We start from the raw sequence: 26,223 nt of genomic DNA, 5'->3' as shown, positions 1-26,223 counted from the left end.
GCTCATGTTTATATTTAATGTTATTGAGAAGGGGTGATTTTCGGTGTTTACGGACGCTCTTTTGTTCAAGCTCTCTTTCAGTAAGTAAAGCTTGAATCTAAAACGTAATTAAATGCTTGATTAGTAAGCTAGGCTCATGGTATAGGGGGGGGCACTTTAGAAATTTTGTATTCTCCAAAATGGTGTGATGCAACGAAGAGGACATCATCTGTCCATTCAGGCGCGAATGTGGCGTGTTGCTCTTCGTTGTACAGAGCACAGTCTGTGGCTTCGCCGCACTTTACATCGCATCTGGATCACTACACGCTCCACCTAACTCAACTGTGGTATTTAGGTTGAACCAGATTGAGCCCAACTCAATGATTTTAGAATGATTAATTGCCAGTAGATGATAAATTATTTCATTGTGACGTTTTACGGAAAAATTTCGCATCTACCAGAATAGCTGCATAAAATAGCAGAACCGACAATGTCCGTAATAATTATCTCGGTAATTTATCGGCCAGAGATGAATAGCTGTGGCTTTTATCAATGGTAGCTCTGAACTATCGGAGCTGGTTATATGCTCAGTTCTGCCTTCAATTACGCCTACAGTAATAATTTCTCTATTTTTAGCATAGTCCTTTGGATCAAAAAATTCCGGACTTTTAATGACAAAACGTCCTTCGCTGGGTTTATTTATTTTGGGGCGACCATAATAATCCAATGGATAAAATATGACCTCCATCCAGCTGAAGTTTTCATCATTCTTGACATCCGCAATGACACCACCCCAGCGCACCAAAGTATTTTTATTATTTTCAATGTCTGCGTTTACCTCTGTATATGAAATTTTTGTTATATGTGGATCTTCAAATGCGAGGGGCAGGGTAGAGCACGCACTTAGTAATAAGCTAGTTAAAATCAAATAGAATCTCATAGAAATATCAAATCTTTCTTATTAATTGTAAAAAATCTTTTTGGTAGGGTATATTAGAGCGCGTGAGAACTGGAGAAATATACTGGTCAAAGCCTTCATCTATGCAAATTTTATGGTTCTTGCAAAGATAAAATCTGTAAAAAGGTGCCAGCTGTGGTACAAAAGGGAGAAATGATAAAAGCTGACACCGTAGCCTAAGAACAGGAATAAACTTAGTATTGATCATTATACGGTTCAACATTACGTCTTTATTACTGCCTGATGACATCCGCAGTTTTTAATACATTGAAATGAGCTAATATTTATTCTATAACTTACTGCCTGATTCTTTACCTTGATATAGTTCCTATTAATTAATTGGGCAACCTGAAAGAAAATTAAGCTCTGGTAAGTTTAGTTGATCAGGTTCAGGCAATCAGATGGTTTCTTTGAGCATTATGATAGATTTCTTCAGGCGTAAGCCTGTCAGGGCTTTGATAGAATCATTCTTGACCATACCTATCAAACCATGCAATTAAATTTTTCTTTATCTCCTCCAAGTTATTGAATAAACTCGGATATAAAAACTCTTGCTTAACTGACAGCCATAATCGCTCAAAAAAATATTCTCATGGTAGCAATCCTTACCCTCTATGCTGATCTAGATATAATGCTTCTTTAATATCGAAGCAAATGCATCGCTAATGAACTGGACACCCTGATCAGTATTCATGATCTATGGACAACCATAATTTTGAATGGCTGTCTCTAGTGCTTGATTGCGAAGTCAGTATTCAATGTATTGGACAAGCGCTAGCCTGGATATTGCACGAGCATCAAAAATAAGAGTGAATTTGCCAGAGATTCCTTTTTCAAGTAGATAAATCGGATTTCTATTCAGAATTTGTTGTGATGAAATATGCTTTTCTGCACATTTTGGTGGAAATGATGATAGAAAAGAGGTTGTTCTCTGCTGACAGGCGCAACCCATCCACCCCATCGCTATTTTGCGCGGCAAACGATGGTGCATAATCCTGGAAATGAGTTATCCAGAAAATGAGTTATCCAGAAGTCAGTCTGGCAGGCTTAGTAAAAGTTATGAACGCCTCACCCGGACGGATGAAAGCTGGGTTTACATCGCTATGGCACGCATTATGTTGAAGCGCTTGACATAAAACAGGCGTTTCCAAACAGTTTCTTATTCCATTTCTAGATCAAAAGTTAATTATTAACTATAGCAAGTTATTGAAATTACATCAATAAATAATTTGATGGATATCCTTTAGATTTAAAAATGGAATTGGGAGTGATTAATAATCTGCCAGCATTAACGGAAATTTTCACTTGATGACGTTGGTCCAGCGGCAATGATAATATCAGGTTCGCTCAGCTCTGCCAGTATCTGGCGGCGCGCTGCTTCTTGTAATTGTAATGCTGCTTGCCAGTCATTTCCTAATGGATGCAAGGGTGTGCTAATCAGCACTTTCAGCTTACTTCGACGTGGCAACCATTGTCCAGCACATAGCATAGTGCGGGTGCCGATCAGGGTGACTGGTAGTATGGGGATACCGGTGCGTGCAGCAGTCAGAAATGCTCCCATTCTGAACGGCATCAGCCCGGCTTCACGCCGAAATGTACCTTCTGGGAAAAAAACTATAGACTCACCTGCGCGCGCCCGCTCCTCCAGCTTGCGTTCATCTTCTACCCCGCGTGCGTCATCGAAACGTTCAACAAATGCGCTGCCTAATCGACGCAAGGGGATAGCAGCTGCCGGATTGCGCAGTAATTCCTGTTTGGCCACGTAGGCGAACTTAGCAGGCAGTACTGCGGTAAGTAGGAGTGCATCCAGATAGCTGGCGTGATTGGCTACCACAACCATGGGCGCTTCGCTCTTGAGATGCTGCAAGCCTTCCTCCTGTAGCTTCAGACCGGTTAGCGCAACTGCTAGACGTGCACTTGCCCGGGCGATGCGCCGGCGCAGAGTAAGTCCAGGCATCAGCACGATCAGCAGCCAGGCGAAGGGCACAATAGCAACGAAAACTGCCCAGGCCCACAGCCCCCATGCCCATTCATCACCGCGCCGCAGCAAACGCATAACCCGCGCTATGGCTGCAGCACCCCCAAGGCGTATCATTTGCCACCATAGTGGTCGTAGAGTGCTGTTGATCGCACCTTGTTCATAAAGCTCACGGCAAGCAGTACGGCGAAGCTTGCCACTGGAGGTCTTCAGCACCGTGCGCGGCGGTACTAGCACGATATCATCTGCTGGCAGCCCCACCAAGTCTACCGCGAGGTTGTTGATTTCAGTTACTATCCGCTCACGCTCCTTGGTGCTGCTTTCGTGTGTTTCAGCAAGTATTATCAAGCGTTCTGTGCCAGCGTGTGTATTGCTGGCGGGAAAAACGGCTACTCCACCTTTATGGATGCCACGCACTTTACTTACCGCTTCCTCCAGTTCCTGCGGGTAAATGTTGTGCCCACCGCGAATGATAATGTCCTTCTCACGTCCAGTGAGATACAGCTCTCTGGCCGCAATGTAACCCATATCACCGCTATTAAGCCATTGTCCGTCGAACAGGCGCGCTGTCGCTTCGGGATTGCAGAAATAACCGCTGCTGGTCGCTGACGGTCCGCGAAATTGCACGCGCCCCTGCGTACGTTCGGCCAGTACTTGCCCATCAGCATCGACAATGCGTATCTGATGATCGGGTAAAGGTAAGCCGCATGAAACGATGTGCAGCGCAGAGCGGTCTTCAGCCTGCACACAACGCGCGATACCCGAGTGTAAGAGCGTATCTCGATCCACATGATCAACCAGCGGCCCACGTTCCGCCGGAGGGAAAGCCAGCCCTACAGACGATTCTGCCAGGCCATAAACAGGCGTCATGGCGGTACGGCTGAAACCATAGCGAGAAAAGCGTGCAACAAAATGTTCTATCGTATTTACACTGATTGGCTCAGCTCCGTTGTAGGCCAGACGCCAGCAACTGAGATCCAGACCATTCAGCTCACGATCATCGAGCTTGTTGGCACATAACTCATAGGCAAAATTAGGAGCTGCTGAAACTGTGGCACAATGCCGGTTAATCGTCCATAACCAGCATGCTGGTCGGGCAAGAAAGCTGAGAGGCGAGAGCAGTACTAGCCGAAACCCGACATAGAGGCTACCCATGCAAGCGGCAATTAATCCCATATCGTGATAGAGCGGCAGCCATGAGACGAAAATATCTGCGGCAGTAATGCTCGAAGCAAGCGTCATCGCTCGCAAGTTGGCGATTAGGTTAGCATGGGTTAATACTACTCCTTTGGGGCTGCCGGTACTGCCAGAAGTGTATTGCAGTAAAGCGATACTTTGTGGTTCTAACTTCGGAGAAGGAGGGTGCGCTCCATGGATAGACAAATCTGCGACGGTTGTAACCATACGGAGTGATTCGCATTGCGCACGCAGCAAGTGTCCCAGTGGTTTGGCTTGCTCAACTGTGATGAGAATGCTGGCTTGGGCATTGCCGATGATATTGGCGATACGCCGCATGTGATCCTCAATTTGCGAAGGTCGGCCCGGCGGGTACAGCGGTACCGGTACGCATCCAGCATAGAGTGCACCATAAAAAGCTGCGAAGAATCCTCGCCCAGTGGGCAACATGATAGCTATCCTTTCGCCAGAACCTAGCCCAAGCTGTTGCAGGCCGGCAGCCAACGCTTTGGCCTCTTCCTGCAACCTGCGATAGGTAATGTCTTCGGTATGCTCCTCTTCGCCATAAAGCGTGATATGAACCTGCTCAGGTTGCCTCGCGACACGCCAGTCTAGGATTTCGATCAGCGTAGACGCGGTTTCCGGCGGAGGAGGATATACCTGGGTTTCTGCAAACTTCGCTGTTCCAGCTGGAGTAAGTGTTTCGGCAGTGCTCGTACCTGCAATCTGCTTGAGCAAATCACGAGGTGTCTCGGCCTCAGCCAGCGCTTTTTCGCCAAGCTTTAAACCCAGTTCTCGTTCGATGCGACTTAGCAGCTCTACGCGCGCCAGGCTGTCTAGACCGAAGTCGCGCTCCAATGAATGATCTAACCCGAGATGTTTGGGAACAGGTTCATTCGGCCGCAGCTCATGAACAAGGTCGCGCACAATGCCAAGCAGCTTTTCTACATCGCTTTGAGAATCTATATTGAAAGGCATTTGCTTCTCACTCTATTCCTTTCCCAGAAGTAGAGAAAGTTGGAGGCTCATTCTGGGGTGAGTATCCAGCGCCCAGTAAGCGGTATTACAGACGCAGATTACTTCCAACATTCTACCTATCATTGTGCACGGACAGTTAGCTAGATATATTACAGCATCCCAACTAGCATCGAATGCAAGATTATCACTGAGACGGACTGCTGAAATCCTTCTTCTCAGGAGGATGAGATCAGCGCGCTATCTATGAATGTGAGGCAGCTAATTTCATCCATACTGCGACCGACCCGAATGTTTTTGGTTATGCATTCAAAGTTATCATTGAACTTGCATGCTGTAGCTTTGCAGGCTCCAATCTCTGTCGCGTGCATAGTGGCTTGGGTGTGGTTCTTGTTGTTGAAAGAAGTGTCGCAGCTGGGGTGCACACTGTCGCCGACGGTAATGACACGTGCGTGGCAATTGTAATTAAGATTATATATGCATTCGATTGCACTAACTACATTCGGAAACAAAATGGATCAATGGTAATAGTTTTCATCTGAAATTCTCCTGTTGTGTGAAAAACAATAGAAACTATCATGGTCCTAATCACTCATTGCAATAAACATGGTGCACTTAGCATAAATCGTTGTCAAGGAAAATTGTCATGCAAATAGAAAATAAATTTACTTTGCTATGAGCCATACAAAATATCCATAGAATCATTAAGTTAACTATTCTTAAGTGGATGCTGTTTATAAATTTCAGTACTTCATTCTTTCTAGAATCTATCCACTTAACGCAAAAAAGAATCGATATCTTCTCGCTTTGCATGGTAAGGGTTTGATGTCCGATGCTCTTGTTATGGTGTTGGTGTGTCCCGATGGTCTGCTTTTTATTGAAAAATATTCGACGCGTACTTGGTCTGATTAATATTGTTATTGAAATTTGGTGATAACAATCAGCCATTGCTAATACGACCAAAAGCAAATCTGATATCGTGTTATAGAGACAATATCGATAAAATTCAATTAAACCTAGATTCTTTAGGTGGGTGGAATGAAGAGTATGGTTTTGCGAGTACAGGGCAAGAAGTTGCACCGCAGCCATGTATTTGCAGGAACTCGCAATTAGATCCGGAGCGAAAATACTTGGAAGGTGAGAATGAAATTTATAGAGAATTTTATTATATTCAAAATACTAACCCAGAACGAGTGATCAGATGAGGAGGAATTTAGCTTAAATTAATCTGGGTCGCGAAGCTTGCGTCGATGTGATACTTTATTGTTATAGATCATCATGTATCGTTCTGAATAACCATAGGAGGAATGAAAATGAAATTGCAAACCATCGTTTCACTGACAGTACTCGTGCTTATATTAATCGCATTAAATTCTGGTGCCTACAACTTTGCTGCTACCGATAAACATTGGGCGATCACAGAAAAACTGATCAGTTGGGTTCGTGATAGCTCAATAAATGCACGCGCAAAAGAAATCGAAATTCCAGTGCTTGATGATGACCTTATGCTTGAAAAAGGTTTCAAGCAGTACCACGCCATGTGTACCGAATGTCATTTAGCGCCCGGTAAGAAACCCACCGAACTGGCAATCGGTCTTTACCCACAAGCACCTGTATTTCATGAAAGAGAGCCCGCAACTGATGAAGGTGATAAATCATTTCTTTCCAAAAGATATTTCTGGGTGATCAAGAATGGTATCAAAATGACGGCCATGCCCGCTTGGGGGCCTACGCATAATGATGCAACAATCTGGGCAATCAATGCTTTCCTTCTAAAACTCCATGGAATGACTGCTGCACAATATTCCGCGCTGGTAGATGCGCATGGTGATGATCTAATGCACGATCATCATGATGACGACCATCATTAATGTGGGGTATGTGGGAGTGTCATTTAACCTATTTTTCTCAGTTGAATTACATTAAATCACTTATGAATCATATAGATTAAGGTATTTTTAAAAATTCCTGGCATCACCTATCAGGTGAGATTTTAATAAAATAATCAAAATCAACTGAAAGTGTTGCCGCGCTTCGCTTCCCGTTTATTTACGGTAACTGAGGAGCAGTTACCGTTTTAAGTCTGAAACTAAGAGTAACATTGGATTCCGGCGGCTTATCAAATAGACTTCAATTGAGGAATCTAGGTTGAATCTAGGTTTAAGGATAAAGGTCATGCGACAACTGTAATCAATCATTGGCAATGGATTTAAGATGAAAAGATGAATGACGCAGCACTACCACGGAACGGGCTTCCACATTGATCTGGCTTTCTGCTTTAAACGATTCCTGGTTTTCCGGCCAGCCAATGCTGGTGTCGAGCTCCTTTATCCAAAGGGCCCCCCACTCCATTCCGGGGAGAGTAAACGTTAGCGCTTCATGGTGGGCATTGAAAATTACATAAAAATTGTCGTCTTTTACCGGCTCGCCACGTGGGTAGGGGTTCGGGATCGTTATGCCATTCAAGAAAATACCAAGTGACTTGGCATATCCCAGGCCCCAATCATTTTCAGACATCTGTGCCCCTTCTAAGGTAAACCAGGCAATGTCCTTTACTTCGCTGCCATGAATGGGCTGACCTTGAAACCAGTGTCTCCGATGAAAAACAGGATGGTTTTTGCGATATTCGATGAGTTTCTGACAAAAAACGAGCAAGTCTTTATCCGCATTTTCCCAATCGTACCAGGAAATCTCATTATCCTGGCAGTAGGCATTATTGTTACCTTGTTGCGTACGGCTGATTTCATCACCTCCGAGCAGCATCGGCACACCTTGCGATAGGAATAGCGTGACAAGGAAGTTTCGCTGCTGGCGTTTGCGTAGCTGGAGTACATTTGGGTCATCTGTCTTGCCTTCCACACCACAATTCCACGAACGATTGTGATTTTCACCATCATTGTTTTTCTCACCGTTGGCTTCATTATGCTTTTCATTGTAGGAAACGAGATCGTTTAAAGTGAAACCATCATGCGCAGTGATGAAGTTGATGCTGGCGTAGGGCCGGCGAGAAGTTTGCTCATAAAGATCCGAGCTGCCGGTAAAGCGAGAGGCACACTCACCGAGTGTTTGATTCTCACCGCGCCAGAAATCGCGTGCACAGTCCCGGTATTTTCCATTCCACTCGCTCCATACCGGCGGAAAGTTACCCACCTGATACCCCCCTTCTCCGACATCCCAAGGTTCAGCAATAAGCTTCACCTGACTGATGATCGGATCTTGCTGAATGATATTAAAGAATACGGAAAGGCGGTCCACATCATGCAGTTCACGTGCTAAAGTGGCAGCCAGATCAAAGCGGAATCCATCCACATGCATCTCCAGCACCCAGTAGCGTAACGAATCCATGATGAGCTGTAGCACGAAGGGATTGCGCATGTTCAGGCTGTTACCAGTGCCAGTGTAATCCTGGTAATAGTGTGGATCGTCAGCAAGTCGGTAATAATAGGTATTATCGATACCTTTGAAAGAAAGCATCGGGCCGAGGTGGTTTCCCTCCGCTGTATGGTTGTAAACCACATCCAGAATCACCTCGATTCCAGCCTGATGCAGTCCCTTGACCATTTGTTTGAATTCAGCCACAGCTGCACCAGGGCGTTTTTGGGCGGCATATTCACTATGGGGTGCGAAATAACCAATGGAATTGTATCCCCAATAATTTCGCAAACCTTGATCCACCAGATGTTTGTCGTGGATGAAGTGATGGATCGGCATGAGCTCGACTGCTGTTATCCCAAGTTGCTTGAAATGCTCGATAATTGCTGGGTGGGCTAGAGCAGTGTAAGTGCCTCGTATTTCAGGCGGAATGTCTGGATGCCGGTTAGTGATCCCTTTGACATGGGTCTCATAGATGATGGTCTCATGCCAGGGAATTTGTAATCTACGATCCCCATTCCAATCAAAATGGGGCTGATGTACTACGCTGCGTGGCATGTATGGCGCACTATTGCTCATGCTTCGAACTTCGCTACCCTTGCCAAAACGGTATGGGAAAACAGCTTCATTCCATTGAATTTGCCCATCGATTGCTTTTGCGTATGGGTCGAGCAGCAACTTGGCAGGATTACAACGCTGACCTTTAGCAGGATCCCAGGGTCCATGGATGCGGAAACCGTAACGCTGGCCCGGCTCCATGAAGGGCACATAGCCGTGCCAGCAATAGCCTGTTACCTCGGGTAAATCAATGCGCTGTTCTTTCCCTTTTTCATCAAAGAGACATAGCTCGACCCGTTCGGCGATTTCTGAAAATACTGAAAAGTTCGTTCCAGATCCATCATAAACGGCTCCCAAAGGATAAGGCTGTCCTGGCCAAATTTTCATATTTTTTTCTAAATGGATTGAAATTTGCTAGTGCTAATAACTGACTACTATATTAACCCTAATAGCTCTCTTTGTGCTAGGGTTATAATTTTCTTGGGTCTGGAGATCATCCTTTTTTTGGATGATATTTTCTATTTGATCCTGGCGAACTGTTGAAAACGTATTCGAGGCAGTCAATATAGGCAAGCACAGGCAAAAAATGGAGTTTATATCTGATCTGCAACATAGCTTACTTCGGTTAGAAACAAGATATGATACGGCTTAGCTTACTGACCAGCAAAGGGCAACCCAAGGTACAGAAGTTATGCTCTAATTGCTTGGGAGAAGTGACAGTTGACTCTTAGCGGTTTATACCGATCCACGCGAATTATTAGAGGCAATACCTGATAAAAAACCGATATTGTGCGGATTCCATAACCGGCTGATAGTAAAAGCCAAACTGGAAGGTTTTTGGCTGCTATCAGTGAACAGATTTAATCACACGATTTTGATGATGAGAAGTGCCACGGGCGCGGTGATTGATACATACTGAGTGCATGAATCTGAGAAAAGCTGTCAATACCATCTGGTAGATGAATTATTAGGGAGCAGTCTGTCTAAATAGGACGTAATGAGGAAAAATGGCCTAAGAGAGCAGTAAAACTTCGTTTTTCTGCCAAGAAATAGCGATTAATTCCAGTTCTGAATCAAAACTGACTTTGTCGGCTTCACCTTGCCGTATTATTGATACTGTTTGCGGCTCGCCTTCGCGTCATGTTTGATCTGGAAATGGAATAAAACTGTCATTTAGAGACGTTCCCTTACCATCGCAAAATTTTCAGGGTTGCGCAAAAGGTCTTTTTTATGAATATATTTTTGAAAATATATTCGATATAAACTAACCACAGTGCATTGTTTGAGAAAAAGCCAAGCATAAGGAAATTCACAACAATGAAACAGTTACCCGAATATATCAATGGCCTGCCCAATATTTGTGGATCGGAAGATCTTGTGGCAAAAGTTATTCGAGAATGCCAAAATGATTCTGTATTCTTGCCGCATAGCAGGATAGATTTCAGCCGCATAAAAAGCGCATTTGCTTGCGCGCTGCACATGCATCAGCCACTTATGCCTGCGGGTGGTGATCATCTACAGACCGCTGCTCTCATCAGTAATCTGCAGTACATGATGGAGCATCCGAACAACGGCGATAATCACAACGCCCCTGTGTTTGCCTATTGCTATAAGCGGATGGGAGAATATATTCCGCAATTGATTCATGAAGGTAAAAACCCAAAAATCATGTTGGAGTACTCGGGTACCCTGCTGCACGGCATACGCAAAATGGGGCGGCACGATGTGATAGACAGCCTTAAAGATATCACCTGCAACCCTGAATATAATTGCGCAGTAGAATGGCTGGGCTGCCCTTGGGGTCACTCCGTGGCACCTTCTACTCCCGTGCAAGACTATCGCTTGCACGTGAAAGCCTGGCAACATCATTTTGCTGCAATCTTTGGATTAGAGGCACTTAAGCGGGTGCGCGGTTTTTCTCCTTCTGAAATGGCTTTGCCTAACCATCCCGATGTGGCTTATGAATTCATCAAAACATTAAAAGAGTGCGGCTATCAATGGGTATTGGTTCAAGAGCATTCCGTCGAGGAGCTGGAAAGTGGCTGCTCGCCGCGACAACCTCACTTACCACACCGTTTGGTTTGCGCCCACTCCAACGGCACAACCGCAAGCATCGTTGCTATTATCAAAACCCAAGGCTCAGATACCAAACTCATTGGCCAAATGCAGCCTTATTACGAAGCAAAATACTTGTCGCGGACAGAATTGGCTGGCAAGAATATTCCGCCAGTGGTCAGTCAAATCGCTGATGGCGAAAATGGTGGCGTTATGATGAATGAATTTCCATCCAAATATCAAGAAGTAATGCGCGAGTGCGCTTATAGTGATACGCCTGGCGTCAACGTCAGTGAATATCTGGAATACCTTTATTCCATTCAACTTAAAGAAGAAGATTTTCCCATCATCCGCCCCTTGTTCCATAAAAAGATTTGGACGTATATCCAACCAGGGGATGGTTCAGACAAACTCAATGCGGCCATTGAAGCGCTATCGCGGGAAGATCACAATTTTCATATGGAAGGGGGGAGTTGGACTAACGATCTTTCTTGGGTAAAAGGCTATGAGAGTGTGCTCGAGCCCCTGGAAGAAGTGAGCAAGCTGTTTTACACCACAGCGCTTAAATCAGGCCATGCCACGGATGAACATTGCTATCGGAATGCCCTCTTTCATCTGCTTTGCTCGCAAACAAGCTGTTACCGCTACTGGGGACAAGGCTTATGGACGGATTATGGGCGTGAAATATGCCGCCGCACTTATGAAATCCTTAAGAATGATTTTTAGTAAATATACCAAACATTGAGTGGTGGATAATCCGCATTATTAAGTGCGATCCAGCTATAAGGAATAAAATATGCCTTTAAACAATGACATTGCAAAGATAATTGCAGCACGTCATCATGATCCTTTTACTGTATTAGGCCGTCATCATAAGGAGGGCATGACAATTGTGCGCGCCTTTAAACCACATGCGAAATCTGTCACGATTGCAGAAAACGGACTGACTATGCAACGAGTGGGTGACACTGACCTCTTTGAATGGCAGGGTGACGGTAGCAACCTGCCGCAACACTACCGCTTTATCTGGCATGATTACGATAACTACGAACATATCGCGCATGATCCCTATACCTACCTGCCGCAGCTCGGTGATTTTGATCTTCACTTATTTGCTGAAGGAAAACATTGGCATGCCTACCGTTTTTTGGGTGCTCATCCACACGAAGTTAACAATGTCAGGGGTACGCTGTTCTCTGTATGGGCACCTGGCGCAGAGCGTGTAAGCGTGATCGGTGATTTCAATCGCTGGGACGGCCGTTGTCATCCGATGCGTGTCCGCCAGGGTTATGGCGTATGGGAGCTTTTTATTCCTGATGTTCATCCCGGCATGCTCTATAAATATGAGATCCGTAATCGGGAATACGGCACTATCCACTCAAAAATTGACCCGTATGGACAAGAATTTGAATTACGTCCACGCAATGCATCGATCATTGCTAGAGAAACCAGCTATCAGTGGGGTGACCAAAACTGGCTGGAGCAACGTAGCCGGTTTGATTGGCAACATCGGCCCGTGTCAATTTACGAAGTTCACCTCGGTTCATGGCAACGTGGCATGGAAGGTGAATTTCTTAACTATCAGGAATTGGTACATCGGCTGGTGCCTTATGTGATTGAAATGGGGTTCACTCACATCGAACTGCTGCCAATAACCGAACATCCTTTTGATCTTTCTTGGGGTTATCAAGTGACCGGGTATTATGCGCCTACCAGCCGATTCGGCTCTCCAGATGATTTTCGTTATTTTGTCGATTATCTGCACCAGCATCATATCGGGGTTATTCTTGATTGGGTGCCTGCTCATTTCCCCAAGGATGCGCATGGCTTAGCGCGTTTTGATGGTACACCGTTATACGAGCATGGCGATCCACGCAAAGGTGAGCACTTGGATTGGTCTACCTTGATTTTTAACTATAGCCGCCATGAAGTAAAGAATTTCCTGCTCTCAAGTGCGCTTTATTGGCTGGAACAATTCCATATTGACGGATTACGGGTGGATGCAGTGGCCTCCATGCTCTACCTTGATTACTCACGCACAGAATGGATACCTAATCAATACGGTGGCAGAGAAAATCTGGAAGCTATTGATTTTTTGCGTCAAGTCAACACTGTTGTTCATGGCCAGTGTCCGGGTGTGCTGATTTTTGCAGAAGAATCTACCTCCTGGCCACAAGTGACAAAACCTGCCGATAGCGGTGGACTTGGTTTTGATATCAAATGGAATATGGGATGGATGAATGATTCTCTGGCCTACTGGTCCAAGAATCCCATTTATCGTCAGCACCATCACAATATTCTTACGTTCAGTATGTTGTATGCTTTTTCAGAGAACTTTATTTTGCCGTTTTCTCATGATGAAGTCGTGCACGGGAAGGGTTCCATGCTGAACAAGATGCCCGGTGATGAACAGCAACGTTTTGCCAACTTGCGCCTGATCTATACTTATTTATTTACTCATCCCGGTAAAAAATTGCTCTTTATGGGGACAGAATTTGGTCAGGGACTTGAATGGAACAGCGCTGGAGTTCTAGATTGGTATGTACTTGAGTATGCCAACCATAAAGGTGTACAACTGCTAGTGAAGGATTTGAACCACCTGTATCACCAAACTACAGCGCTTCATCAATATGATTTTGATTGGCATGGGTTTGAATGGATTGATTGTAATGACAACAGAAATTCGATTTTAACCTATCTGCGCAAGTCAGATGAGAATTTTCTGGTGGTTGCCCTTAATCTTACCCCTGTCCTCCATGAAAATTACAGAATGGGTGTGCCAGAATCGGGTACTTATAAAGAAATTTTTAATTCGGATTCGAATTTTTATGCGGGGAGCAATGTAGGCAATGGTGATGTAAATCTAGTGGCAGAAGCCATAGAATGGAACGGAAGACCGTATTCCATAAGCTTAACGCTGCCGCCATTAGGCGCAATCATTCTGGAAAAATTGATTTCATGACGTAAATTTATGAGATATTGAGGCTAGCCTGGGTTGCCTGGTTGATCGCAGACATTCTAAATACCTTATAGTTAGTTATTGAGTTTTATGTTTTCGCTATTGTTTATCATCCAGGCTAGATCACTGTCCCTGCGATACGTGATAGCATAATCTCATCTTGAAAATAAAAAGGAAAGGACAATGAGTGAGCCGGCTGTACCAGGATTTTTTGTTCGATTTTTTCTCGCGTTCGGTGTTTATTTTCGCTTCCTCTTTAATAGGGAATTTGCTGGTGCCGTCTTGCGCATAGGTAAAGGTGAAATCACCGCTTCCACCGGTGAGACACCTCCCATCGAAGCCAGGCCTCAGTCAATGGCGCCGATGCTGAAGGAAGCACCACCCGATTCGGCGCTGCAGTTGTTAGGACTATTACAGCAAGAGGGGCGTTTTATCGATTTTATAGAGGAAGATGTCGCGCGGTTTTCCGATGCGGACATTGGTGCAGCCGTCAGAGTGGTGCACGAGGGGTGTCGGAAAGTCTTGCATGACCATATGATGACGGGACCTGTGCGTGAGGAACAAGAAGGTGCGCGAGTAACGTTGCACGCGGGCTTTGATGCCTCAGCTATTCGTTTGACGGGTAAAGTGGTTGGTCAGCCCCCCTTTAGTGGTACTTTGGTTCACCGCGGCTGGCGGGTTAACAACATCACCTTGCCAAAACTCGCAGAAGGTCATGATGTGAAAGTATTAGCTCCGGCAGAGATAGAACTGTGAAAGAAGCAAAATATAGCATAGGTATTGATTTAGGCACGACACATTGCGCCGTATCCTGTGTGGATCTGGCGCAAAGTCAGGGAGAAACGGTGGCGCAAGCAATCATGGGGATACCCCAACTGACTTCGCCAGGTAATGTAGAAGAGAAGGCGTTACTCCCGTCTTTTATATACTTACCTCATCCCGATGAGTTTGCACAAAATGATTTAATGCTGCCATGGGATAGCGAACGGCAATATGTCGTGGGTGAATTGGCACGTAGTCAAGGGATACGTACACCAATACGGGTTGTATCTAGTGCAAAAAGCTGGTTGTGCCATCCGGGAGTAGATCGGCGCTTAGCTCTCTTGCCACTGGACGCACCCGATGAAATTGAAAAAATTTCACCTTTGCAGGCTTCCATTCACTATCTGCAAGATTTGCGCGACGCATGGAATAACCAACACCCTGAGTCACCTTTAGCACAACAGTCGGTGACAATTACTGTCCCTGCCTCCTTTGATCCTGCCGCGCGGGATCTGACTGCTGAAGCTGCGCGGACGATCGGATTGGATCAATTTCTTCTCCTGGAAGAACCACAGGCCGCATTATACAGTTGGTTACAAGCGACCGGAGGAGATTGGCGTAAGCAGGTGAAACCCGGTGATATCATTCTGGTGATAGACGTGGGTGGGGGGACAACTGATTTGTCCTTGATTGCGGTGACTGAACAGGAAGGTAATCTTGTCCTGCAGCGTATCGCGGTGGGAGATCATATCTTGCTGGGCGGTGATAATATGGATCTGGCATTAGCCCATGTGGTCAGTTCCAAACTTGCCCATCAAGGCACTCGTCTTGAGCCGTGGCAATTGCATGGCTTGACTCACGCATGCCGTACTGCGAAGGAAATCCTGCTCAATGATCCCGATGCGGAAACAGTCCCGGTGGTCGTTCCCAGCCGGAGCTCACGTTTAATTGGCGGCACTTTGCGCACTGAATTAACTCGTGCTGAGGTGACACAAACTATTGTGGAGGGTTTTTTTCCAAAAGTGGAAGTAACGGCACAATTGGTTTCCCGGGCACGTGGTGCATTAACTAAACTCGGATTACCCTATGCGCAGGATGCCGCTATTACCAGGCATTTAGCAGCATTTCTGACGCGACAGGCGGGTGCTGCTGCAGAATTAGCAGGTTTTGAAAATGCATTAGCAGAGGGAGCCAGTTTTTTACATGCGACAGCCGTGCTGTTCAATGGCGGCGTGTTTAAGGCGCCGGTGCTGACTGAACGCGTGAGTGAGGTAATCAATAGCTGGTTACAAAAGGAGAATTCTCCTGCTATACGCTTGTTAGAAGGTGCGGATTTAGACCTCGCCGTGGCGAAAGGTGCAGCCTATTATGGTTATGTCAGACTTGGCCAGGGCGTACGTATTCGCGGGGGTACCGCCAAATCATATTATATCGGGGTGGAAAGTGCCATGCCAGCGGTTCCTGGTATTGAGCCTCCTATCCAGATACTGTGTGTTGCGCCTTTTGGCATGGAGGAAGGAACACGTACTGAAGTACCTAGCCAGGAGTTTGGGCTGGTTGTCGGTGAACCGGTAAGGTTTCGCTTTTTCGGTTCATCGGTGCGGCGTGAAGATCAAGCAGGCATGATGCTGAATGAGTGGTTGCCAGAAGAAATCGAGGAGCTGGAAGAAATCGAAATCAACCTGCCTGCTGAGAATCACTCGCCAGGAGAAGTGGTTCCGGTACATTTGCAAGCAGCTATCACAGAAATGGGTACCCTGCACCTTGAGGCGGTATCGCCGAAAGGTGAACATTGGAAAGTAGAGTTTGATGTGCGTGGCGGTGTGGAAAACAAACCTTGAGTAAAGAAAAAAATCCCGCCCGCTATATCGTCGGTATCGATTTGGGCACGACTCATACCGTTGCGGCCTATGCCGACCTGAACGAGTCCGAGCCTACGCCTGAATTATTTAACATAGAACAATTAGTCGCACTCGGTGAAGTAGCTGCGCAGCCGTTATTACCTTCTTTACGTTATCATCCTGCGGCAGGGGAGCTTGCCGAGCGCGATCTTCATCTGCCATGGCAGTTAAACCGCATCGATCCGCAGGAACCCAAGGCGGTATTTGGCGAACTGGCCCGTGAACTGGGTTCGCGTGTGCCGGGTCGTTTGGTTGCCAGTGCGAAGAGCTGGCTGTCGTATGCGGCGGTAGACCGCATGGCACCGATTTTGCCATGGGGAGGGGCTGAAGGCATTGACAAAATTTCGCCGGTCCATGCCAGCGCCACTTATCTGGCGTATGTACGCAGTGCCTGGAACCATCAATTTCCTGAGTATCCATTAGAAAAGCAGGAAGTCGTCATTACCATCCCGGCCTCTTTTGATGAAGGGGCAAGGACATTGACGGTGGAGGCTGCGCATTTGGCAGGTCTTACAAGTGCACGTTTAGTAGAAGAGCCGCAGGCTGCCTGTTATGACTGGCTTGCGCGCCATCAACAGCAACTGAATACCTTATTAGCGGATACCCGCCTGATTCTGGTGTGTGACGTGGGCGGGGGCACGACAGATCTCACCCTGATTAAGGTCACGCTCAAAAATGGCCAGGTGCATCTGACCCGTATTGGGGTGGGCAATCATCTTATGCTAGGGGGTGATAACATGGATCTGGCCCTGGCGCATATTGCGGAAAGACAGCTGGTTACGCCAGGTGCGCCGCTGAGTGCAGCCAGTCTGTCGCAACTGATGCAGCAATGCCGTAAGGCCAAGGAGCGCTTGTTGGATGCTGATGCGCCGGAAAAAATCATGGTGACCATTCTGGGTACAGGCGCCAAGCTGATTGGTGGAGCGCGCTCAACTGAACTAAATCGTGAGGCGGTACACCGCATGCTGTTGGATGGGTTCTTACCGATCACACCGGTGGATGAGCTTCCGCAACGTACGCGCGGTGGTATCGTTGAGTTTGGATTGCCTTATGTGTCCGACCCGGCCATCAGTCGACATATTGCTGCGTTTCTCACACTGCATGCTCAGGCTTCGCGCGAGGCATTGGGTGAATTGGCACCGCTCGATGACCGCATTCCGATTCCGGATGCTATTTTGCTCAATGGCGGCATTTTTAACAGCACCTTGTTATCCCAGCGCTTGCTGGGTATATTAGCGCAGTGGCGCGGTGCACCGTTGCAACAACTATTAAACACGCAGCCCGATCTTGCCGTAGCTTCTGGCGCAGTGGCTTACGCGATGGCACGCCATGGTCAGGGTATCCGAATTGGTGGGGGTTCAGCGCGAAGTTACTTTATCCAGGTTGCTGCAGAACAAGAAGCGCAGCAAGGGGTATGTATCTTGCCGCGTGGCACAGAAGAAGGCCAAGCGGTCCAATTGACTGAACGTAATTTTGCCTTACGGATTGGTGAGCCCGTGCGTTTTCATCTCGTTTCATCCATTAATGATACAACCTTCCAGCCGGGAGATATCGTTACCCTGGATGACATCATGTTTACGCCGCTACCTCCCATCGCCACAGTACTCGCTCAGGATAAGGATGTGGCACGGTCGCAAACGGCTGAAGTGCCAGTGCAGCTACAAACTACCTTGACTGAAGTCGGTACGCTTGAGATGGCCTGTGTTGCCCAGGATAAATCTTCACAGCGCTGGAAGCTGGAGTTTCAATTGCGTGGTGGCAAGGGTGGGCTCGTATCGAGTATGTCCAGTACCTTACATCCTCGTTTTGCGGAAGCAAGTGAGCTGCTCAGTTTGGTTTATGGGCCCCCATCAAAGAAGATCAGCCCCAAGGCCATAAAAACCTTGCGGTTTGATCTGGAAAAGATTTTAGGCAAGCGCGAGGATTGGGATACCGCTTTATTGCGCGAATTATTCGGCACACTATGGGAATGTGGCCAGCGCCGTCGTTATTCCGCTACCCATGAAAGATTATGGTTTAATTTGATTGGCTTTTGTTTACGCCCTGGGTTTGGTTATCCGCTTGATGATTGGCGGGTGCAACAGTTATGGTCCATTTATGAGCAAGGGTTGCAATATATAACCGAAGCAGCAGTATGGGCGGAATGGTGGATTTTGTGGCGGCGCGTGAGTGGTGGGCTAAGCGAGCCGGCTCAATGCCAGATTCTTGATGATATTGCTTATGACCTGCAACCCTTAAGCAAGCGCGCCCGGAAGCGGTCACCGGGAGCAAAGCCTCAAGGCTATGATGATATGGTACGCCTGGTCGCAACATTGGAACGTTTACCCACAGCACGTAAAATCGAAGTAGGCGAATGGTTGTTGGAGCGCCTGCAAAAAGCATCCGAATCACTGCAAACCTGGTGGGCGGTAGGACGCATTGGGGCAAGAGTACCGTTTTATGGCAGTGTACATAATGTTGTACCGGCAGAGATTGCCGCCAATTGGCTGCAAAGGGCGATCAAGTTGGACTGGAAAAAGATTCGCCCTGCCGCCTTTGCCGCTACCATGTTGGCGCGCATGAGTGGAGATCGGGAACGGGATATTTCACCAGAGCTGCGTGCGCAAATTATCCAATATTTACAACAAGCGAAATGTCCAGCATCATGGATTGAGATGGTTGAGCATCCCACTGAACTCCAAGAAGCCGACGAGCGGAGTATGTATGGGGAATCCCTGCCGCCCGGGCTGCGTCTGGTACATTAACCTGGTGCATTAAAATTGTAAGCGTGCACAGGTGCAATCCCAGAGTTTGCCCTGACACCAAGGGCGCGGCTAATTCCATTTCCAAATCAAACATGACGCGAAGGCGAGCCGCAGACAGTATCAATAATACCGCAAGGTGAAGCAGACAAAGTCAGTTTTGATCTAGAAATGAAACAAGTATGAATTTTAGAAATTAATTCTATCACTACTGATTAGATGAAATTCACGGGGGAAGTGACCCATTTGTCACAAAAAGGGCTAGGGGTAATTAAAAGCGAAGAGGAAAATATTTCCTATTTTGTGTTTGGCACTTGGCCCGGAGATTTGGGTGAATTTGAAGTTATCGATCGGCCGTTGCATAACAAGAAATACGGCTACGCCAGGCTGGTTCGACTCATTAAACCATCTGACCAAAGGCAGCCGCCTGCCTGTGCTTTTCTTGGTATTAACGAAGAGGCTTGTTCGGGCTGTCCCTGGATGATTGCGAATTATGAAAGCCAGCTTGAGCAAAAACGAAACCGTTTGATTTATGCCATGAAGAGAATCGGGTTCGATATGGAGCAATGGAACATCCCTCCAGTGCATCCTTCCCCTTTTTTATATGGTTACCGCAATCGCTTTCAGGTGAAAACTGATGGTGAGAAATTAGGTTTTGTGGCTGAAGGGTCCCATAAAATTGCCCCGGTAAAGGATTGTATCGTGTTGAACGATACGTGTAGAAATCTTCTGCAAGGCATGCTCAGGAGTTTGCCGCGAGAAGAGTGGGTACCTGGCACTGGCTATGATTGGAATTTCATTGATGTCGATGATGATTTGCCAGCTGAAAATGTTCAACTCAATCAGAAACGACCTTTTAAGCAGGGCAATACCGCGCAAAATGAATGGATCAAATCCTGGTTGCGTGGCAAACTCAATGAAACCCCTCGTATCGGTAAAGTCATTGAGTTATTTTGTGGATCAGGTAATTTCACCGAAGTAATTGCTGAATCGGGATGCAGCGAAATCATTGCGTATGAAGTAGGGCTCGATGCCATCAAGCAACTCCGCATAAAGAATCTGCCCAAAGTGGATGCACGCCCGGTCGATCTATTTAAGCCGTTTATCTGGAAAATCTTGAGAAAAAGTATTGCAGATGCCGATACTCTCGTACTCGATCCACCACGCGCAGGCCTTAAAAACATGAAGGATTTTTTTGAGCATTTTGTTTCGTTGAAGACAATTTACTACATCTCTTGCGATCCTGAGACATTTGCGCGCGATGCCTGGTCTTTCTCAAAAAAAGGCTGGTCGATTGGCGAGATTCAGTTGGTCGATCTATTTCCTCATACCCCGCATGTTGAAACACTGGCGATATTAAGAAAATAAGCTTTTAACAATAATTTGCACTTTTAAACCAGTCGATTGCGTCTTGAATCGCTTCCACAGCGGGGCGGGATTGATAACCCAGTTCACGTGCCGCTTTTGCGCTGGAGAAAAACATTTTCTTTTTGGCCATATGAATACTATCAACCGTCGCGCGCGGTTCGGTTTTGGTGAGTTTGGCGACCATCTCCATAGTATGCGCAAGCGGAAGCATCAGCTTGACAGGGATGCTTCTGCGTTTGGTGGGCTTACCGGTGATGGTATCGATGGTCTGGAGAATTTGCAGCAACGTCATGTTGTCGCCCCCCAGAATATAACGCTCTCCGCATTTCCCCTTTTTATAAGCGAGCAGGTGGCCATGCGCAATGTCATCAACATGGGCGACATTCAGTCCGGTATCGACATAGGCCGGCATTTTCCCGCGCAGCGTATCGAGCACGATGCGTCCTGTGGGAGTGGGTTTAACATCGCGCGGGCCGATAGGAGTGGATGGATTGACAATGACTAACGGGAACTGATGTTCGCGCACGAGTTGCTGCACCATTTGCTCAGCCAGAAATTTTGAGCGCTTGTAGTGTCCAGCGATGGAAGCCAAATTGGAGGGCGTTTCTTCATCGGCGGGTTCGCTGTTTGAATTCAATCCTAAAGTGGCTACGCTACTGGTATACACCATGCGTTCCATACCTGCTTCTGCGCCTGCAAGAATCAGCGCTTTGGTGCCATTGACATTGATGTCGTACATAATAGCCGGGTTGGGAACCCACAAGCGGTAATCTGCTGCGACATGGAATAGATAGTTACAGCCTGTTACCGCACGCTTTAATGAGGTGGCATCGCGTAGATCGCCTTCTACGATCTCGATGGGGAGTTTCATCACATTGCGTCGGTCACTTCCTGGCCTAACGAATGCACGAACCTCATGACCGGCTGCTAGTAAGCATCTCACCACTGCCGAACCAACGAAACCATTTGCACCTGTTACCAGAGATTTCATAGTGGATCTTAAACCGTTACAGAAAATATGAAGTTGAGCTTATTTTCGTTCTCCCCATCTGGTTATTCCATTTATAAATCAAAATTTACTTTGTTGGCATTTCTCTGCCGTATGATTGGTACTGTCTGCGGTTCGCCTCCACATCATGTTTGATTTAAAAATGGAATTAAAAGAGAGCGATATCAAATTCTTCTACACTTTTTTACCCAGAACATCAACTTCTGGCAGATGTCGCGAAGTCAATGCAAACATCTGTTGCAATGCCCAATCCTGGCGGGCTAATGCACTGGTGATCAGCACAGTGGCTTTGACACTCTTGCGCGAAATTTTGACTTGCTCACCTTGAATGAAAGAACGATTCTGATTGATTTTATTCAGCGTCAGAACGGCCATGCCCAATGCCCACAGGCAGAAGCGGCGTATCCCCGTTTCCTTGGGCGGGATCATGCAGGTATAAGTCAGCGCATTACGTAAATGCGCTTTGGCAATGCCAATTAATACGCCGAGACCCTCATCAAAGCGGGGATCCGTACATCCTGGTTGCAGCTCATTAAGATCAAACCCTTTTTCCCTGAAAATATCTTGCGGTAACCAGCATGCGCCGCGCTTTCTATCTTCCCAGATATCTTTCAGGATATTGGTCATTTGCAGCCCCTGGCCGAAGGAAACGGCCAATTTCATGAGAGCGGGTTTATTGAGGTTGATTTCTTCCGAATAATCACAAAACAGTTCGGTCAACATTTCTCCTACCACCCCCGCAACGTGGTAACAATACTGATTCAGGGCGGCTAGATCCTTTAATCCTGCCAGCGACTCGGTATCCTGATAATCAGCCATGCCTTGTCCCATGATGCGGACACAACGCTCCAATGCCTTGCGTTGAGTGAGGTTGAAGCTATGCGTGATGCGGATGACCGCAGGCGTATTTTTGATCAAGTCATGTTCGGCAGGAATGGTGTGATCAGAAAGCAGGGGAAATAAGGCTTCTGCGAATGCTTCAGCTGCGACTTTTCCGCTGACAACCTGGATAAACATTTCGGCAAACTTGCGGGTTTGCTCAGAAGATAAGCCATTATCGTCTTCCACGGTATCTACAATACGGCACAATAAATAAGCATTGCCAATGACTGGATAGAGTGAGGGGGGAAGTTGTGGAATGGTTAGCGCAAAGGTACGGGAAACCCCTTGCAAAATGTGCTCTTGGTAGTGATTATCTTCAATGCTGGCAGGGTGGGCCATGGTATAAGTTGTCATAAATCGATCTAGGCAGCTAACTGTGAAAAAAACAATAAGTTTATTTATACTAATTCATAGCTGATTTCAGTCCAGTATCTTTTCAGGAGCAATAAGTTGTTCGATTGTTTCTCGTGCACGAATTAAATGGATAGCATGACCATCCACCATGATTTCTGCTGCCCGTGGCCGAGTATTGTAATTTGAGCTCATACTCATTCCATAGGCACCAGTTGACATGACAGCCAGTAAATCATCTTGAGTTAAGCTTAGCTGGCGATCGTGCCCCAGAAAATCTCCTGTCTCACAGACAGGCCCTACCACCTGATAAGTGTTAACTCCACCAGATTTTTTAACGACCGGCAATATCTCATGGTAAGCATCATACAGCGCTGGGCGCATCAGATCATTCATTGCAGCGTCCACAATAGCAAAATTTCGATGGGGAGCATGTTTAAGATATTCAACACGCGTCAGCAGTAAGCCGGTATTGCCCACTAATGAGCGGCCAGGCTCAATAAGTATGCGTTGCTTACGCTGCCCAACACGGCTACATAGCGCGGTGACATAATCTTCAATGGGCGGAGGCGATTCCTGGTGATAACGAATACCCAGCCCACCGCCCAGATCCAGATGTTCAATATGTATGCCTTGGTTCTCCAAACGATCCAGTAAGGCCAGCATTTTGCTACTGGCTTCGATGAATGGATCGATTTCGGTGAGCTGCGAGCCAATATGGCAATCCAGACCGGTGATGCGAACGTGAGTCAGTTCATGTGCTGCAGTATGATAAATTCGCTCTGCTTCCGCCATGGGAATACCGAATTTATTTTCTTTGAGACCCGTCGAGATATAAGGATGAGTTTTAGCATCAACGTCGGGGTTAACTCGAAGGCTTACTGGCGCAATTGTATTCATTTCCTTCGCCAGCTGGTTAAGATTCAGTAACTCCATTTCTGATTCGACATTGAAACAAAGAATACCTGCAGTAAGTGCTGCACGCATTTCATCCTGGTTTTTCCCCACACCTGAAAACACAATTTTTTGGGGATCTCCACCTGCTTTTAATACTCGTTGTAATTCGCCGCCGGAAACAATATCAAACCCACTCCCTAGACGGGCAAGAATATTGAGGATGGCGAGATTGGAGTTGGCTTTGACTGCATAGCAGATGAGATGATCCCGCCCAGCGAAGGCACGATGGAATTCTTGATAAGCAGCCATCAACGCGGCACGAGAATAAACATAGCAGGGCGTGCCAAATTCTTTGGCAATCTCGATCAAGGACGCCGATTCGGCGAAAAGTTGATCATGTTGATAAGTAAAGGATGTAAATTTGCTCATTGATTTTTTTGTGTCTCCTCAGACGGTTGTGATGCTGGAGGAGATTCTTTGGGGGGAAGATAGAGCGGCCCTTTTGTTCCACAAGCAGTCAGCCAGAAGGATATGAAAGCAGCGATATACAGTAGGCGCACGTGATGCATATAAAGTTAAAAGTGACGGATATTATCATAAGCGCATCACGGAAAGATGTGAAATGAAATTTTGTTCATCCTATTTTGCTTGGTTGAATCTATAAAATCTATCGTCATTCCATTTTTAAATCAAAACTGATTTTGTCGGCTTCATCTTGCTGTATGATTGATCCTGTCTGCGGCTTGCCTCCGCGTCATTTTTGATTGAGAAATGGAATAAGCCATTGGCTTAATTTGTCCGATACAGCATCACTTGCTGAAATAAAAGCCGCGACCGCGCCAGCAGCATCAGCCGACGGAGCGGCTTGTTCGCTAGAGAAGTTTTCTTGAGCGAGTAATAAGCGTGAATTTCGTTCGATCAAGCTAGCGCGCAAGCGAATGATAGCCAGGCTATTGTCTGGTTTATCAAATACCTGAGTAAATTCCACGAGTTCGATGTATAAAGCATAGTCTGCCTTTAAGCCGTCATGGCTACTGATCATACCATTCCGGGTAATGAGGTGATCTTTAATTCGCAGAGTAAGCAGTTTGGCTGGTGAGGCAGCCCAACGACTGCTGGCATAGGCATAGGATCGTGCCGGATCATGGTAGGCAAGTCGATACTGGATTGCTGAGTTATCCAACCATACAGGAGCTTTAATCTCTGCTACGAAAATACTTGTGTTAAAGGGAACTGGATTGCTCTGCTCTGCAGGGCGCTGCAGGCCAAAATCATAGACGGTTACTGGAGAATTTTTTTGCGGTGCTAGTGAACAGCCAGCAAGCAGTAAAAATACGATAGCGAATTTAATAGCGAATTGGATCATGGCATGATCTTCCGTGGCGGCACAAAACCGTTTTCTCCGGGGCCAGGTAAAGTAGGAGGGCTACCAAATAGTAAGCTTTGCGGCTGTTCTTCTAATTTAAGTATCATACGGTTGATATGGTAGGAGCTTTCTGTAATGGCTGTGCTGACTTCTCGTAATTTTAGTAAAGTATCAGTAAGTTCCCGGCTATTCTGTGTCAAGTTATCTGCCAGACCGTTTTGTCGGTTAATTTTTCCCAGAGTTTGATTGATATCTGCAAAGAGCTGATTGGTCTGCTTAAACACAAGTCCAACCTCGGAAGTTAAATCAGGTAGAGATTGAATGCCTGATTGTAGCTGATCTGCCAAACTATCGTAACGGCGGAGCGCCTGGACAAGACCAGTCAGAATAGTATGGATTTGCTCCTGATTCTGTTCGTTTAACAAAGAATTGATGCGTTTGATGGCATGGTTGGAATTATTGAGTAAATCTTCCAATGAGGTGGAGAGTTCTTTGACAAAAGAGGGGCGCAGAGGAATACGTTCATCAGGGGAGAGGAGTTCATCCGAAGGCTCTTTCCCTTCAATATTCATTTCGATAAAGGCAAGTCCAGTAATTCCCAGAGTAGATAATTGTGCATAGATATTTTTTGGAAAAACGACATGGCTACGCACGGCGATGCGTATTAAGATCAGATTCGGATTCTGCGGGTCGAACCTGATGTTTTCGACCTTGCCGACAGGGACACCACGAAAACGAACTGAGGATTCAGGATTCAATCCTGCCACGGAACCTTCTTTCGATACCAGAATATAGTGGTCGTGCAGTATCTTCTGGTCGCTAAACCACATGATGGCGGCTGCCGCTGCCATGCCCAGGAGAATGACGAATAAACCCGCTGCAAGTGCATGGGCCCGGTTTTCCATTTACAGTCCTAATGAGATGATTGCTGATAAA

Annotated in this window: 17 protein-coding genes; 7 read left to right on the top strand and 10 right to left on the bottom strand. The window is 46.5% G+C overall.

Going from position 1 to position 26,223, the window contains the following annotated elements; translation table 11 throughout:
* Positions 1–433: 433 nt before the first annotated feature.
* The 3 genes from AAW31_RS04005 to AAW31_RS23380 all read right to left on the bottom strand — a co-directional run bounded on the left by AAW31_RS04005 (position 434) and on the right by AAW31_RS23380 (position 5,578).
* Entirely contained in the window at positions 434–907 is a 474-nt protein-coding gene (locus AAW31_RS04005; RefSeq protein ID WP_052752058.1) for a Slp family lipoprotein, read from the bottom strand.
* Positions 908–2,225: 1,318 nt separating this feature from the next.
* Positions 2,226–5,069 (bottom strand): AMP-binding protein, encoded by a 2,844-nt coding sequence (locus AAW31_RS03995; RefSeq protein WP_046849264.1) that lies wholly within the window; start codon positions 5,067–5,069, stop codon positions 2,226–2,228.
* 215 nt (positions 5,070–5,284) lie between these two features.
* Entirely contained in the window at positions 5,285–5,578 is a 294-nt protein-coding gene (locus tag AAW31_RS23380; protein WP_158441375.1) for a DUF1540 domain-containing protein, read from the bottom strand.
* An 801-nt stretch (positions 5,579–6,379) separates the two neighbouring features.
* Here AAW31_RS23380 and AAW31_RS03985 point away from each other — a divergent pair.
* Positions 6,380–6,937 carry a c-type cytochrome gene (locus AAW31_RS03985; protein ID WP_235264489.1) on the top strand — a complete coding sequence of 186 codons (558 nt, stop codon included), beginning with the start codon at positions 6,380–6,382 and terminating at the stop codon, positions 6,935–6,937.
* Positions 6,938–7,256: 319 nt separating this feature from the next.
* Here AAW31_RS03985 and glgX read toward each other — a convergent pair whose 3' ends face one another.
* The gene (gene glgX / locus AAW31_RS03980) at positions 7,257–9,383 is read right to left on the bottom strand and encodes a glycogen debranching protein GlgX (protein WP_046849261.1); all 2,127 of its coding nucleotides are present in this window, start codon (positions 9,381–9,383) and stop codon (positions 7,257–7,259) included.
* A gap of 930 nt (positions 9,384–10,313) precedes the next feature.
* Here glgX and AAW31_RS03975 point away from each other — a divergent pair.
* The 6 genes from AAW31_RS03975 (at position 10,314) to AAW31_RS03950 (ending at position 20,782) form a co-directional block, all read left to right on the top strand.
* Complete coding sequence (locus AAW31_RS03975) at positions 10,314–11,777, top strand: glycosyl hydrolase family 57 (RefSeq protein WP_046849260.1); 1,464 nt, start codon at positions 10,314–10,316, stop codon at positions 11,775–11,777.
* Between the two features lie 70 nt (positions 11,778–11,847).
* A complete protein-coding gene (gene glgB, locus AAW31_RS03970; protein ID WP_046849259.1) occupies positions 11,848–14,013 on the top strand; it encodes a 1,4-alpha-glucan branching protein GlgB in 2,166 nt (721 codons plus the stop codon).
* Between the two features lie 180 nt (positions 14,014–14,193).
* Positions 14,194–14,766 (top strand): DUF2760 domain-containing protein, encoded by a 573-nt coding sequence (locus AAW31_RS03965; protein WP_046849258.1) that lies wholly within the window; start codon positions 14,194–14,196, stop codon positions 14,764–14,766.
* Positions 14,763–16,613 carry an Hsp70 family protein gene (locus AAW31_RS03960; RefSeq protein WP_046849257.1) on the top strand — a complete coding sequence of 617 codons (1,851 nt, stop codon included), beginning with the start codon at positions 14,763–14,765 and terminating at the stop codon, positions 16,611–16,613. Before AAW31_RS03965 ends, AAW31_RS03960 begins: the two co-directional genes overlap by 4 nt.
* Entirely contained in the window at positions 16,610–19,417 is a 2,808-nt protein-coding gene (locus tag AAW31_RS03955) for an Hsp70 family protein (RefSeq protein ID WP_046849256.1), read from the top strand. The genes AAW31_RS03960 and AAW31_RS03955 overlap by 4 nt, the downstream gene beginning before the upstream one ends.
* Positions 19,418–19,633: 216 nt before the next feature.
* A complete protein-coding gene (locus AAW31_RS03950; RefSeq protein WP_046849255.1) occupies positions 19,634–20,782 on the top strand; it encodes a class I SAM-dependent RNA methyltransferase in 1,149 nt (382 codons plus the stop codon).
* 4 nt (positions 20,783–20,786) lie between these two features.
* Here AAW31_RS03950 and hpnA read toward each other — a convergent pair whose 3' ends face one another.
* The 6 genes from hpnA to AAW31_RS03925 form a co-directional block, all read right to left on the bottom strand.
* Complete coding sequence (hpnA, locus tag AAW31_RS03945) at positions 20,787–21,773, bottom strand: hopanoid-associated sugar epimerase (protein WP_046849254.1); 987 nt, start codon at positions 21,771–21,773, stop codon at positions 20,787–20,789.
* 192 nt (positions 21,774–21,965) lie between these two features.
* On the bottom strand, positions 21,966–23,027 hold the full coding sequence (locus AAW31_RS03940; RefSeq protein ID WP_046849253.1) for a phytoene/squalene synthase family protein: 1,062 nt from the start codon (positions 23,025–23,027) through the stop codon (positions 21,966–21,968).
* Positions 23,028–23,093: 66 nt separating this feature from the next.
* Positions 23,094–24,350: a diaminopimelate decarboxylase gene (gene lysA, locus AAW31_RS03935; protein WP_046849252.1), complete on the bottom strand. Its 1,257-nt coding sequence runs from the start codon at positions 24,348–24,350 to the stop codon at positions 23,094–23,096.
* Entirely contained in the window at positions 24,347–24,490 is a 144-nt protein-coding gene (gene lptM / locus AAW31_RS20395; RefSeq protein WP_139225177.1) for an LPS translocon maturation chaperone LptM, read from the bottom strand. The genes lysA and lptM overlap by 4 nt, the downstream gene beginning before the upstream one ends.
* Before the next feature lie 185 nt (positions 24,491–24,675).
* Entirely contained in the window at positions 24,676–25,287 is a 612-nt protein-coding gene (locus AAW31_RS03930; RefSeq protein WP_046849251.1) for an ABC-type transport auxiliary lipoprotein family protein, read from the bottom strand.
* A complete protein-coding gene (locus AAW31_RS03925) occupies positions 25,284–26,192 on the bottom strand; it encodes an MlaD family protein (protein ID WP_046849250.1) in 909 nt (302 codons plus the stop codon). Before AAW31_RS03925 ends, AAW31_RS03930 begins: the two co-directional genes overlap by 4 nt.
* Positions 26,193–26,223: the final 31 nt, after the last annotated feature.

It is taken from the genome of Nitrosomonas communis, from assembly GCF_001007935.1.
In the GTDB taxonomy this organism is placed as follows: domain Bacteria; phylum Pseudomonadota; class Gammaproteobacteria; order Burkholderiales; family Nitrosomonadaceae; genus Nitrosomonas; species Nitrosomonas communis.
Note: the sequence above shows the minus strand (reverse complement) of the source record. Positions and strands in the feature narration are given on the sequence as shown.

Bases quoted from the DNA above. Each gene is read 5' to 3' on its own strand.
- AAW31_RS03995 (WP_046849264.1), bottom strand. From the start codon at position 5,069: ATGCCTTTCAATATAGATTCTCAAAGCGATGTAGAAAAGCTGCTTGGC.
- AAW31_RS03985 (WP_235264489.1), top strand. From the start codon at position 6,380: ATGAAATTGCAAACCATCGTTTCACTGACAGTACTCGTGCTTATATTA.
- glgX (WP_046849261.1), bottom strand. From the start codon at position 9,383: ATGAAAATTTGGCCAGGACAGCCTTATCCTTTGGGAGCCGTTTATGAT.
- AAW31_RS03975 (WP_046849260.1), top strand. From the start codon at position 10,314: ATGAAACAGTTACCCGAATATATCAATGGCCTGCCCAATATTTGTGGA.
- glgB (WP_046849259.1), top strand. From the start codon at position 11,848: ATGCCTTTAAACAATGACATTGCAAAGATAATTGCAGCACGTCATCAT.
- AAW31_RS03965 (WP_046849258.1), top strand. From the start codon at position 14,194: ATGAGTGAGCCGGCTGTACCAGGATTTTTTGTTCGATTTTTTCTCGCG.
- AAW31_RS03950 (WP_046849255.1), top strand. From the start codon at position 19,634: ATGAAATTCACGGGGGAAGTGACCCATTTGTCACAAAAAGGGCTAGGG.
- hpnA (WP_046849254.1), bottom strand. From the start codon at position 21,773: ATGAAATCTCTGGTAACAGGTGCAAATGGTTTCGTTGGTTCGGCAGTG.
- AAW31_RS03940 (WP_046849253.1), bottom strand. From the start codon at position 23,027: ATGACAACTTATACCATGGCCCACCCTGCCAGCATTGAAGATAATCAC.
- lysA (WP_046849252.1), bottom strand. From the start codon at position 24,350: ATGAGCAAATTTACATCCTTTACTTATCAACATGATCAACTTTTCGCC.
- lptM (WP_139225177.1), bottom strand. From the start codon at position 24,490: ATGCATCACGTGCGCCTACTGTATATCGCTGCTTTCATATCCTTCTGG.
- AAW31_RS03930 (WP_046849251.1), bottom strand. From the start codon at position 25,287: ATGATCCAATTCGCTATTAAATTCGCTATCGTATTTTTACTGCTTGCT.
- AAW31_RS03925 (WP_046849250.1), bottom strand. From the start codon at position 26,192: ATGGAAAACCGGGCCCATGCACTTGCAGCGGGTTTATTCGTCATTCTC.